We start from the raw sequence: 12809 nt of genomic DNA, 5'->3' as shown, positions 1-12809 counted from the left end.
AAACCCACCAATAATTCAAGACGTCCTCCACGGGGCGCTTACGGAAAAATAGACTAAAACTGAGTCAGAAGATAAGCGAACACGTGATCGAATATCACTGGAATGGGTGATCGGAAAATATCGGAATAACTGATCGGATGTTGCCGGAACAAATGATCGGATACGTCGGAATCTGCAAATGGCCAGCGCCACCCCATCTTCCAGATTGGTCTGGGTGACGAATTGACTGGCGGCTTTGATTTCGTCGATGGCATTACCCATCGCAACGCCGGTGCCGGCATACTCAATCATCGCCAGATCGTTGGCCTGATCGCCAAAGGTCATCACCTCATCGCGATCCAATCCCAGATGTTCCGCCAATGCTTTTACCACCGTGCCCTTATTGGCCTGTTTACTTAGTAATTCCAGATAATAGGGCTCGCTTTTCATGATGGTATAACGCTCGAACGCTTCCTGCGGAATGCGTTTGATGGCCGCATCCAGAATATAGGGGTCGTCTATCATCATGACTTTCGGGAAGCGTAGGGAGGCGTCCATTTCCGCAACGGTGCGAAACTTGAAAGGCATGCCGGTTAATGAGGCCTCATAGACCGTATAGCGGCTAATATCGCGATTTGCGGTGTAAAGCGTATCGAAATCCCGCGCGAGGAAATGGACCTCAAGCTGCCGGGATAAAGCCTCCAGGTAGCGATAATCGTTAATATCAAGCACCGTTTGCGAAATACACGACCCGTCGACCGTCCGCTGTACCAGCGCGCCGTTATTGGTAATACAGAAATTCCCCTCTGCTTGTAAATCCAGCTCCATGAGATACCGTTCTATACCGATATAGGGCCTGCCGGTCGGCCAGCGCAACGTAAACGCCCTTGCCGCGCGCCACGCCGATAGTGTCTTTTACCGCCGGGGTAATTTCGTGTTTATGATTTAACAGCGTCCCGTCCATATCAATTGCAATCAATTTTATCGCCATCGCATCCTCTTGGATTGCGCCACAAGCATAAATCTGATGCCTGCCGCTTGTTTTTAACTGCTTTAGGGCAGCGGTCACTTTAGCCTATATGACCCGACAACGCTGTCAACCGTTGTCGCGCCGGCGCTATTGGCGACCGACACCACCATAGCATCCGCCAGGGATAATTCGGGACAATGACAAGGGGGAGGCAATTTTATTAAGCGGTGCGCCGGCAAGCCCGGTAAAATAGGACGCCATTCTGGCCAAAACCGGTGAGATAGCCCGCCGCCCGCGGCGGCCTAACGCCCCCTCGTCGGTGAAAGCGTGGCAAAAAAAATCCGGGAGGTGAGTCCCGGATGTCGGATAGGTCTGTATCAGCCGTCAAATATCGATATTCGCCGCCTTTAGCGCGTTTTCTTCAATAAACGCGCGCCGTGGCTCGACCGCATCCCCCATCAGCGTGGTAAAGAGCTGATCGGCGGCGATGGCGTCTTTCACCGTGACGCGCAACATGCGCCGGCTATCCGGGTCCATGGTGGTTTCCCACAGCTGTTCGGGATTCATCTCGCCCAGACCTTTATAGCGCTGCACCGCCAAGCCGCGGCGCGACTCTTTCACCAGCCATTCCAGCGCCTGTTCAAAGCTGGTGACCGGCTGGCGGCGTTCACCGCGCTCGATATAGGCATCCGCCTCGATAAGATCGCTGAGCTTTTCGCCAAGCGTCGCCAGTTTGCGATACTCACCGCCGTGGATAAAATCGTAATCCAGCAGATAATCGGTATCGACGCCATGCGTCCGCACGCGCAGCAGCGGCTCGAACAGCTGGCGCTCGCGATTTTCCTGCACTTTGAAGCTATAGCTGCTGCCGTGCTTCTCGTTATCGTTCAGCGCTTGCACCAGCGACGCGATCCAGCTTGTGACCTGCTGATGCAGCTGCGCTTCGGTCAATGCCGGCTGATAAATCAGATGGTTAAGCAGCGCACGCGGGAAGCGGCGCTCCATGCGGCCAATCATCTTTTGCACGGCATAATGCTCGGCGACCAGATTCTCCAGCGGCTCGCCGACCAGTGCCGGGGCATGGGCGTTGGCGTGCAGCGTGGCGCCATCCATCGCCAGCGCTATCTGATACTGATCCATCGCCTCGTCATCTTTAATATATTGCTCCTGCTTGCCCTTCTTGACTTTATAAAGCGGCGGCTGGGCGATAAACACATGGCCGCGCTCGATAATTTCCGGCATCTGACGATAAAAGAAGGTTAACAACAGGGTGCGGATATGCGAGCCATCGACGTCGGCATCGGTCATGATAATGATATTGTGGTAGCGCAGCTTATCCGGATTATATTCATCGCGGCCGATGCCGCAGCCAAGAGCGGTTATCAGCGTGGCGACTTCCTGGGAAGAGAGCATTTTGTCAAAACGGGCTTTTTCAACGTTAAGAATCTTCCCTTTCAGCGGTAATATCGCCTGATTTTTGCGGTTACGGCCCTGCTTGGCCGAACCACCGGCGGAATCACCCTCCACCAGGTACAGTTCGGACAGCGCCGGATCGCGTTCCTGGCAGTCCGCCAGCTTACCGGGCAAACCGGCCAGATCCAGCGCCCCCTTACGGCGGGTCATCGCGCGCGCCTTACGGGCGGCTTCACGGGCGCGGGCGGCATCGATGATTTTACCCACCACGATTTTGGCGTCGTTGGGATTTTCCAGCAGATATTCCACCAGCCGTTCGTTCATCAGCGACTCCACCGCGGATTTCACCTCCGAGGAAACCAGCTTGTCCTTGGTTTGGGAAGAGAACTTCGGATCCGGCACCTTAACCGAAACGACGGCGATAAGGCCTTCACGGGCGTCGTCGCCGGTGGCGCTGACTTTGGCCTTCTTGCTGTAGCCTTCTTTATCCATATAGGAATTCAGCGTACGGGTCATAGCAGCGCGGAAGCCGGCCAAATGTGTACCGCCGTCGCGCTGGGGAATATTGTTGGTGAAGCAATAAATATTTTCCTGGAACCCGTCGTTCCATTGCAGCGCGATTTCCACGCCGATACTGTCTTTTTCAGTGGAAAAATAGAACACGTTCGGGTGGATAGGGGTTTTGTTCTTGTTCAGATATTCCACGAAAGCCTTAATGCCGCCTTCGTAATGGAAGTGGTCTTCTTTGTCGTTGCGCTTGTCCTGCAAACGGATAGACACCCCGGAGTTGAGGAAGGACAACTCACGCAGCCGCTTGGCCAGGATTTCGTATTGGAATTCGGTATTATTGGTGAAAGTGGCAAAGCTCGGCCAGAACCGCACTGTGGTGCCGGTCTGATCGGTTTCACCCACCACTTCCAGCGGCGATTGGGGCACGCCGCCATGATAGGTCTGCTGATGCACTTTGCCTTCGCGTTTTATCATCAGCTCGAGTTTTTCCGACAGGGCGTTCACCACCGACACACCGACGCCGTGCAGGCCGCCCGACACCTTATAGGAGTTGTCGTCGAACTTCCCGCCCGCATGCAGCACGGTCATGATGACTTCGGCGGCGGATACGCCCTCTTCTTCGTGAATGCCGGTCGGAATACCGCGACCATCATCCTGGACGGAAACCGAATTGTCCTCGTGGATCATGACCACGATTTCTTTACAGTGACCAGCAAGAGCTTCGTCGATAGCGTTGTCCACAACCTCGAATACCATATGATGCAGACCGGTACCATCATCGATATCGCCGATATACATACCCGGGCGCTTGCGCACCGCGTCCAGTCCTTTGAGTACTTTGATACTTGAGGAGTCATAAGAATTCGACATCAACGTTTCCCGCTCATTTTAAACTTCGGATTGGAGGCTTATTTTACCCTGTTCCACCTTGAACATCTTGCCCTTTTCATCGGTAATATCACGGATTTAATCCGCGCTGACCGCGCTGACGAAAACCTGGGCGTGGGTGGCTTTTAGACGCTCCGCCAATAAGCGGTGGCGTCCGGTGTCCAGTTCGGACGCGAAGTCATCGATAAGATACAGACAACGCCGCCCGTTCCGGTGGATAAGGAATTCGCCCTGCGCCAAACGCAGAGCGCACATTAATAATTTCAGCTGACCGCGCGACAGAATATCCTCCACCGGTACGCCTTCGGCGCGGATACGGAAATCCGCTTTATGAGGACCCGATGCGGTGTAGGTCAGCGCGCGATCGCGCTCGAACTGGCGTTCCAACAGCTCGCCAAAATCGCTTTCTTTGTCCCAGCCGCGTTGGAAGCGGAAGTCGAGGCGAAACTCCGGCAAAAATTGCGCGCAGGTGGCGGTAATATCCGTCGCGATAGCCTCGCTGTAGTCGGCGCGCCATTCACTGATACGATTCGCCAGCGGTATTAGCTTCTGATCCCATGCGCACAGCTGCTGATAACGGCTGACCTGACGCAGGGCGGCATTGCGCTGTTTCAGCAACCGGAGCAGGTTGCTCCATACGGTAAAAAAACCCGGTTCATTATGGAAACAGCCCTAGTCCATAAATGCGCGCCGGTATTTGGTGCCGCCGTTGAGCAGCGTAAACCCCTCCGGCGTAATCAGCTGCATCGGTAAGAGTTGGGCCAGTTCCGCCACTTTATGGCCGTCGCTGCCGTCAATACGCACCGTGCTGTCGCCCAGTCGATTGCGCGACAGCCCCACCGAAGTCGCGCGCGCGTCCAGCTGTCCGGCATCAATACGCCCATGCAGCACGAATTCCGGCTGCTCATGGCGTATAACCCGCCCGGATTGCAAACTGCGAAACGCGCGGCCGTGGCCAAGCGTGTAAATCGCCTCCAAAACGCTGGTTTTACCGCTGCCGTTGGCACCCACCAGAAAGTTGAAATCGGCGGCCAAGGACAAATCTGCGGAGGCGATGTTACGAAAATCACGAATCAACAGACGCGACAGAGCCATCAACTCACACTACCTTACCACATTGGCTACAGACGCATCGGCATAACGACATAGGCGGCCGCCTGGCTGGCGCTGTCTTCAATCTGCACGCTGGACATCCCATCGGTCAGCAGCAGCCGCACTTCCTCGCATTTCAGGACATTTAGCACGTCAAGTACATAGCTGACGTTGAAACCGATTTCCATCTCGCTGCCCTGATAGGCGACGTCGAGGATCTCTTCCGCTTCTTCCTGTTCGGGATTATTGGCGGTAATTTTCAGCTGGTTGGCGCTGAGATAGAGCCGCACACCGCGAAACTTTTCATTGGAGAGGATCGCGGCCCGGGCGAAGGCTTGCTTGAGCACATCACAGCCCGCCTCCAGGGTTTTATCGGGATTCTTCGGCAACACGCGGCGATAATCGGGAAAACGGCCGTCGACCAGTTTGGACGTAAAGATATAATCACCGACGCTGGAGCGAATATTGTTGCTGCCGATTTGCAGCTTAACGGGGTTTTCGCCGCCGTCCAGCATGCGCACCAGCTCCATCACGCCTTTGCGCGGCACAATAACGGAGTGGGACGGCAGCGCCTCGCCGACAGACATGGCGCAGACCGCCAGGCGGTGCCCGTCGGTGGCCACGGTACGCAGCTCCTCGCCTTCGGTTTCAAATAGCATACCGTTGAGGTAGTAACGCACATCCTGATGGGCCATCGAGAACTGCGTCGATTCGATTAATCGTTTCAAAATTGACTGCGACAGGGTGAATTCCACCTCGCTTTGCCAATCATCCAAATTGGGAAAGTCGGAGGCGGGCAGTGTGGAAAGCGAATAGCGGCTGCGCCCCGAGCGAATCAGCATCCGTTCACCTTCCAACGTCACGGCGATTTCCGCCCCTTCCGGCAGGCCGCGGCAAATGTCAAAAAACTTGCGCGCCGGCACCGTGGTGGCGCCCGGCTCATGAGCGTCGCTCAGCGCGACCCGCGCGACCATTTCCATTTCCAAATCGGTACCGGTCAGCAGCAAGCGGTCTTCCGTCACCTGCAATAGCAGGTTACCCAGAATCGGTAATGTCGAGCGTCCCCCCAACGGGCTGCTGACCTGTTGCAGGGGCTTAAGCAGATGCTCACGTTCAACGGTAAATTTCATAGTTAGGAAGACAATGTTCTGATTAAGTTAGAGAAATCTTCTTTAATATCGTGGCTCTCTTCACGCAATTGCTCGATTTTCCGGCAGGCGTGCAGCACCGTGGTATGATCGCGCCCGCCGAACGCGTCGCCGATTTCGGGCAGGCTATGATTGGTTAATTCTTTCGATAACGCCATCGCCATCTGCCGGGGGCGGGCTACCGAGCGTGAACGCCGCTTGGAGAGCAAATCGGCCACCTTGATTTTATAGTATTCCGCGACGGTTTTCTGGATATTATCAATGGTGACCAGCTTTTCCTGCAGCGCCAGCAGATCCCGCAGCGCTTCGCGCACAAAATCAATGGTAATCGCCCGGCCGGTGAAGTTAGCGTTGGCAATGACGCGATTCAACGCCCCTTCAAGCTCGCGTACGTTGGAACGTAAACGCTTGGCGATAAAAAAAGCCACTTCCCCCGGCAGGCGGATCGCGTTCTCATCGGCTTTCTTCATTAATATCGCCACGCGCGTCTCAAGCTCCGGCGGCTCAATCGCCACCGTCAGCCCCCAGCCAAACCGCGACTTCAACCGGTCTTCAACGCCGTTTATTTCCTTGGGATAGCGATCGGAGGTCAGAATAATCTGCTGATTGCCCTCCAGCAGCGCATTGAAGGTATGGAAAAACTCCTCCTGCGAGCGCTCCTTATTGGCGAAAAACTGAATGTCATCGATAAGCAACGCGTCCACCGACCGGTAATAGCGTTTAAATTCCTCGATGGCGTTATTTTGTAATGCCTTGACCATATCCTGGACAAAACGCTCGGAATGCATATACACCACTTTGGCGTTGGCCTTGCGCGCCATGATGCCATTGCCCACCGCGTGCAGCAGATGGGTCTTGCCCAGCCCGGTGCCGCCATAAAGGAACAGCGGATTATAGGCGCCGCCGGGATTATCGGCGACCTGCCGCACCGCGGCGCGGGCCAGCTGGTTCGATTTACCTTCGACGAAATTGTCAAAGTTATGTTTGGGATTCACATTGGAGCGATAAGAGAGCTCCGGCTGCAGCGGAGCGTTATCCCAGCTCGGCCGGCTGGGCCGCGGACGGGCGACCACCGCTTGTGACGGCACCTCGCTGGCGTGATGGCTCGCGGGCTGAAGCACCGCCATTTGCGGCGGCTTGCTGCCCACCTCAAAGCGCAGCAGCGGTGCATCGGTGCCGCAGAAGTCATTCAGCAACCCGTTGATGTTGTTCAAATACTTATCCCGCACCCAATCCAGCACGAACCGATTAGGGGCGTAAAGCGCCAGAGTGTTGTCACTCAGTTCCGCCTGTAGGGGGCGTATCCACATACTGAATTCTGTGGCAGGTAACTCATCCTGTAACCGGGCAAGACATTGCTGCCAAAGCGAAAGTGACACGGCGGACTCCAATCGAACAAGATCAACAAAAGACAAAGAAACAAAACTGTATGATTCAGGATCATCTTTTTGACACAGATTACCGTGATGCAACCTGCGAACCGCCTTAAACGGTTTTTCCCGCGACGGATCTTGGCGGGGATCCCGTCAGGGAGTGCGGATCATAACGCAAACCGCGCCGCAGATCCTCCTCTTCTACACAGTTTTCATCCTTTTTATCCACAGGGTAACCGGGCGCTTGGGAGTGTACCTGATTCTGTCCTCGCTGGATAAAAAGTAAGCCTTATGATCGCCGAAATTAAGCATAGTCTGAATTTTTCGGCCGGGATCGAGGACATGTGATCCTGCCAGGAATAGAGTAGATCCCGCGAGATCCTTGCGCTTTGGCGTGAACCCCGTATAATTACTCAGCCTACGCATGACGTCTGTTGTCCTGTCCGACTTGCCGGACGGAGATTCTGGTATGAACACGGGTATTCAGGCGGGCATGCGCGATGTAAATTGACTCGGGACTGTACAATTATTACAATCCCACCTCTTTAATCGTTTCGTTATGCGATTGAGGCGTCGGTCGTTTTCACGCCGAGCGGCCAAACGCGTTTACTGATCAGTAATTATCAAAGTTTAGGTAGAAATCGCTATGAAACGCACTTTCCAACCGTCCGTATTGAAACGCAACCGTACCCACGGTTTCCGTGCTCGTATGGCAACGAAGAACGGTCGTCAGGTTTTGGCACGTCGCCGTGCGAAAGGCCGTACACGCCTGACCGTATCTTCCAAGTAAGAAAGCTTGCCCACCGGGTGGTTAAGCTCGCATTTCCCAGGGAGTTACGGTTGTTAACTCCCAATCATTTTACTTTCGTCTTCCAGCAGCCTCAACGGGCCGGCACGCCGCATGTCACCATCCTCGGCCGCCTGAACACGCTGGGGCATCCCCGCGTCGGTCTCACGGTCGCCAAAAAACATGTAAAACGGGCCCATGAACGAAACCGGATCAAGCGCCTGACGCGCGAAAGTTTCCGCCTACATCAGCACGCCCTGCCCGCCATGGATTTTGTGGTCATCGCCAAAAAAGGCGTGGCCGATCTGGATAACCATGCCCTGACGGAAGCGTTAGAAAAATTATGGCGCCGCCATTGTCGCCAGTCTCAAAGCTGCTAATCGGGTTGATACGCGGTTATCAACTCGTGATCAGCCCGTTGCTGGGACCTCATTGCCGGTTCCGGCCCACTTGTTCGCAGTATGGAATTGAGGCGATACGCAGGTTTGGTATGTTAAAAGGCAGTTGGTTGACATTAAAACGCGTATTAAAATGCCACCCTTTGAACCCAGGTGGCGAAGATCCCGTGCCGCCAAAAACCTTTGACAACAGAGAACACTAACAATGGATTCGCAACGCAATCTTCTTGTCATCGCTCTGCTGTTCGTGTCTTTCATAATCTGGCAGGCCTGGCAGACGGACCATGCTCCCAAGCCTACCGCCCAGACCGCGAACACCACAACGGCAGACCCGGACAGTCAGGGCGTGCCGGCCAGCGGACAGGGCCAGCTCATTACGGTGAAAACCGACTTGCTGTCGCTGAAAATCAATACCCGCGGCGGTGACATCGAGCAGGCTTTCCTGCTGTCTTATCCCGATAAACTGGGTTCGCCGCAGCCTTTCCATTTGCTGGAAACCTCCGCGGAATTCGTCTATCAGGCGCAAAGCGGCTTAACCGGTAAAAACGGCCCGGATAATCCCGCCAACGGCGAACGCCCGCTGTATACCACCAACCAGGACACCTATGTTCTGGCGGATAACCAGAGCGAATTGCGCGTGCCGCTGACCTATACCACCGCGCCTGACGGCGCGGTGTACACCAAGACCTTCATCTTGAAACGCGGCGATTTCGCGTTAAATGTTAATTACGATATTAATAACGCCAGTGCGCAACCGCTTGAGCTGACGTTGTTCGGTCAACTGAAACAATCCATTGATTTGCCCAAGACGCGTGATACCGGCAGCAGCAACTTCGCTTTGCACACTTATCGGGGCGCGGCGTATTCCACTACCGACGACAAATATCAGAAGTACAGCTTCAAAGATATCAAGGGCGAGAATCTCTCCGTCAGCACCGAGGGTGGCTGGGTCGCCATGCTGCAGCAGTATTTCGCCACGGCTTGGGTGCCTTTCACCCAGGGCAAAAACACTTTCTACACCACCGACTTGGGCAACGGCCAGGCGGCCGTCGGCTTTAAATCCGCCCCTGTCACCGTCGCGGCCGGCGGCCAAAGCGAGCTGAAAGCCACGTTGTGGCTCGGCCCGGAAATCCAGGACAAGATGGCGGCCATCGCCCCGCATCTGGATTTGGCGGTCGATTACGGTTGGCTATGGTTCATCTCCCAACCGCTGTTCAAGCTGCTGAAATTCATCCACAGCTATATCGGCAACTGGGGCTTCTCCATTATTATCATTACCTTTATCGTGCGCGGCATCATGTACCCGCTGACCAAGGCGCAGTACACCTCGATGGCCAAGATGCGCATGCTGCAGCCGAAACTGGCGGCGATGCGCGAGCGCCTGGGTGATGATAAACAACGCCAAAACCAGGAAATGATGGCGCTGTACAAGGCGGAGAAGGTTAATCCACTGGGCGGCTGCCTGCCGCTGGTGATTCAGATGCCGATCTTCCTGGCGCTGTATTACATGCTGTCAGGCTCCATCGAATTGCGCCATGCGCCGTTCGCCCTGTGGATCCATGACCTCTCGGCCCAGGATCCCTACTACATCCTGCCGGTACTGATGGGCATTACCATGTTCTTCATCCAGAAGATGTCGCCCACCACCATCACTGACCCGATGCAGCAGAAGATCATGACCTTTATGCCGGTGATCTTCACCGTGTTCTTCCTGTGGTTCCCGTCGGGTCTGGTATTGTACTATATCGTCAGCAACCTGGTGACCATTATCCAGCAGCAGCTTATCTATCGCGGCCTGGAAAAGCGCGGCCTACACAGCAGGGATAAAAAAGCCAAATAACGGCGCGCACCCGGCCCGAGCCATGCTGATAAGGCGGTCATGGTTATGACCGCCTTAATTTTTTCAACCGCGCCCCGCGGCGCCAAGCGAGCGTTTCAATGAGCCAGACGGATACCATCACAGCCCTTGCCACCCCGCCCGGACGCGGCGGCGTCGGCATTCTGCGCGTCTCAGGCCCCCTGGCCGCCACGGTGGCCCGCGCGCTACTGGGTAAGCTACCGCGGGCGCGTCAGGCGGAATACCTGCCCTTTCGCGACGACGGCGGTGCTACGCTTGATCAGGGCATTTCCCTGTTCTTCCCTGGCCCCCATTCCTTTACCGGCGAAGATGTCCTGGAACTTCAGGGGCATGGCGGCCCGGTCATCTTGGATCTATTGCTGCAACGTATCGTATCGCTGCCCGGCGTGCGCATTGCCCGCCCCGGCGAGTTTTCCGAGCGCGCCTTTCTCAATGACAAACTGGACCTCGCCCAGGCAGAGGCTATCGCCGACCTCATTGACGCCAGCTCGGAGCAGGTCGCCCGCTCGGCGATCAACTCGCTACAGGGCGCGTTTTCCGGGCGAATTCATGAATTAGTGGAAGCGCTCACTAACCTGCGTATTTATGTCGAAGCGGCTATCGACTTTCCCGATGAAGAAATTGATTTCCTCTCCAACGGTAAAATTGAAGCCAGCCTGAACGACGTCATCACCAGCCTTGAGGGGGTACGCATCGAAGCGCGCCAGGGCAGCCTGCTGCGCGAAGGCATGAAAGTGGTGATTGCCGGTAAGCCGAACGCCGGTAAATCCAGCCTGCTGAACGCGCTTGCGGGGCGCGAGGCCGCCATCGTCACCGCCATCGCGGGCACGACACGCGACGTGCTGCGTGAACATATCCACCTGGACGGTATGCCGCTGCATATTATCGATACCGCCGGCCTGCGCGACGCCGGCGACGAGGTGGAGCGGATCGGCATTGAGCGCGCCTGGCGTGAAATTGAACAGGCCGACCATGTGCTGCTGATGGTGGACGGCGCCACCACCCCCCTTAGCGACCCGGATATGCTTTGGCCGGCGTTCATCGCCCGTTTGCCGCCCGGCATGCCGGTTACGGTGGTGCGCAATAAAGCCGACCTCACCAGCGAAAGTGTCGCTATTAGCGATGTAAGCGGTTACTCACTTATTACCCTGTCCGCCCAGTCCGGCGTGGGCGTGGACCTGCTGCGTACCCATTTGAAACAGAACATGGGCTTTACCGGTAACACCGAGGGGGGCTTTTTGGCCCGCCGACGCCATCTGGACGCGCTGGAAACCGCCGCCACGCATTTGCAGCAGGGAAAAGAACAGTTAGTGAGCGCTTACGCAGGCGATCTGCTGGCGGAAGAGTTACGTCTGGCGCAACAGGCGCTGAGTGAAATTACCGGTGAATTCAGCTCCGATGACCTGCTCGGCAGGATTTTTTCCAGTTTTTGTATCGGCAAGTGAATCTTGTAACGTCCACCCCCTTTCTCTCAAACCTTAGGGCTAACGGTTGGGTGTGCCAGCCCCAACCAATGTCCAGGCGCCTCACTATACGGTAAAAGACATCGTACCCACCTTGAAACCCCAAAGGCTTGTATGAGCAGAAATAGCCGCTCATCGGGCCCGAAAATGCTGCCGCACGGCTGCAAACGCCCCCATTTTGCGCCGCGCGACGGGGGATATGAAAACGATTTCGGCCATAAGCGTCGCGCTGTTCCACTGAAATACAGCCTGCTATCCGGCCCCGCTGTGGGGCGCGGTGAGGCACAACGGTCAATTCTGTGAGGTGGTTGGCTTTCGCACGCTCCGGCGCTTGCGTAACCCGCGTGAAAGCAACAAGGTACCCTTTAATCGATTCAATGCGAAAAGGTACCCCATGTCCGCGAAAGACGATCTTTACCGACAATTAAGCGCGTACTATCACCACGAGAGCAAAGGGTTTACCACGCAGGACTGCGAACGTTTTACCTCCGCCAGCCGCAGCATGATAAGCCTTTATCTCAATCAGCTGTGCGACGAGGGCTTTTTGCGGAAGGAAAATACCCGCCCGGTCCGTTTCTGGCTTAGCGGACCAACGCTGACGGCGGCGCCCCAGCGGCCTGAAGAAGATGTGTTTCAGGTCTTAATCGGCGCTACCGAGAGTTTGAAAAGCGCGGTGGAATTATGCCTGGCGGCGGTCAATTACCCCGATGGCGGTTTGCCGATCCTGGTCACCGGCGCCAGCGGCGTGGGAAAAAGCTATCTCGCCACCTTGTTGCACCGCTAGTAAGCGCCCCGKGGRGGRSGKSKKGRRKKRKKGGKGGRKKKGKKGKRSGGSSSGGGGGGGGGGGGGGGGGGGGGGGGGGGGGGGGGGGGGGGGGGGGGGGGGGGGGGGGGGGGGGGGGGGGGGGGGGGGGGGGGGGGGGGGGGGGG

General features: G+C 56.2%; 9 protein-coding genes and 2 pseudogenes. 6 read left to right on the top strand and 5 right to left on the bottom strand.

Features of this window, described 5'->3' with window-relative positions; all coding sequences use genetic code 11:
* Window positions 1-168 precede the first annotated feature (168 nt).
* The 5 genes and pseudogenes from yidA to dnaA all read right to left on the bottom strand — a co-directional run.
* A pseudogene (yidA, locus tag ACMX3H_RS13485) lies at window positions 169-970 on the bottom strand (sugar-phosphatase); the annotation flags it as partial.
* A 363-nt stretch (window positions 971-1333) separates the two neighbouring features.
* Window positions 1334-3742 carry a DNA topoisomerase (ATP-hydrolyzing) subunit B gene (gene gyrB, locus ACMX3H_RS13480; protein ID WP_415211197.1) on the bottom strand — a complete coding sequence of 803 codons (2409 nt, stop codon included), beginning with the start codon at window positions 3740-3742 and terminating at the stop codon, window positions 1334-1336.
* 18 nt (window positions 3743-3760) lie between these two features.
* Window positions 3761-4855, bottom strand: a pseudogene (gene recF, locus ACMX3H_RS13475) (DNA replication/repair protein RecF).
* Between the two features lie 26 nt (window positions 4856-4881).
* Window positions 4882-5982 (bottom strand): DNA polymerase III subunit beta, encoded by a 1101-nt coding sequence (dnaN, locus tag ACMX3H_RS13470; RefSeq protein WP_415211196.1) that lies wholly within the window; start codon window positions 5980-5982, stop codon window positions 4882-4884.
* 2 nt (window positions 5983-5984) lie between these two features.
* Window positions 5985-7379, bottom strand: coding sequence for a chromosomal replication initiator protein DnaA (dnaA, locus tag ACMX3H_RS13465; RefSeq protein WP_415211195.1), 1395 nt, complete (start codon window positions 7377-7379; stop codon window positions 5985-5987).
* 640 nt (window positions 7380-8019) lie between these two features.
* On the opposite strand from dnaA, the gene rpmH reads away from it, so the two are divergent.
* The 6 genes from rpmH (at window position 8020) to ACMX3H_RS13435 (ending at window position 12663) form a co-directional block, all read left to right on the top strand.
* Window positions 8020-8163 carry a 50S ribosomal protein L34 gene (gene rpmH / locus ACMX3H_RS13460; RefSeq protein ID WP_071881986.1) on the top strand — a complete coding sequence of 48 codons (144 nt, stop codon included), beginning with the start codon at window positions 8020-8022 and terminating at the stop codon, window positions 8161-8163.
* A 17-nt stretch (window positions 8164-8180) separates the two neighbouring features.
* The gene (rnpA, locus tag ACMX3H_RS13455) at window positions 8181-8540 is read left to right on the top strand and encodes a ribonuclease P protein component (protein ID WP_071881985.1); all 360 of its coding nucleotides are present in this window, start codon (window positions 8181-8183) and stop codon (window positions 8538-8540) included.
* Entirely contained in the window at window positions 8504-8761 is a 258-nt protein-coding gene (gene yidD / locus ACMX3H_RS13450; RefSeq protein ID WP_071881984.1) for a membrane protein insertion efficiency factor YidD, read from the top strand. Before rnpA ends, yidD begins: the two co-directional genes overlap by 37 nt.
* 2 nt (window positions 8762-8763) lie before the next feature.
* Window positions 8764-10398: a membrane protein insertase YidC gene (yidC, locus tag ACMX3H_RS13445; RefSeq protein ID WP_415211194.1), complete on the top strand. Its 1635-nt coding sequence runs from the start codon at window positions 8764-8766 to the stop codon at window positions 10396-10398.
* A 98-nt stretch (window positions 10399-10496) separates the two neighbouring features.
* Window positions 10497-11861, top strand: coding sequence for a tRNA uridine-5-carboxymethylaminomethyl(34) synthesis GTPase MnmE (mnmE, locus tag ACMX3H_RS13440; RefSeq protein WP_415211193.1), 1365 nt, complete (start codon window positions 10497-10499; stop codon window positions 11859-11861).
* A 412-nt stretch (window positions 11862-12273) separates the two neighbouring features.
* Window positions 12274-12663, top strand: coding sequence for a hypothetical protein (locus ACMX3H_RS13435; protein WP_415211192.1), 390 nt, complete (start codon window positions 12274-12276; stop codon window positions 12661-12663).
* The last annotated feature ends 146 nt before the right edge of the window (window positions 12664-12809 follow it).

This window comes from Sodalis sp. (in: enterobacteria), assembly GCF_047607725.1.
Classification (GTDB): Bacteria; Pseudomonadota; Gammaproteobacteria; order Enterobacterales; family Enterobacteriaceae; genus JBLKSS01.
This window is presented reverse-complemented; position numbering and strand designations above follow the sequence as displayed.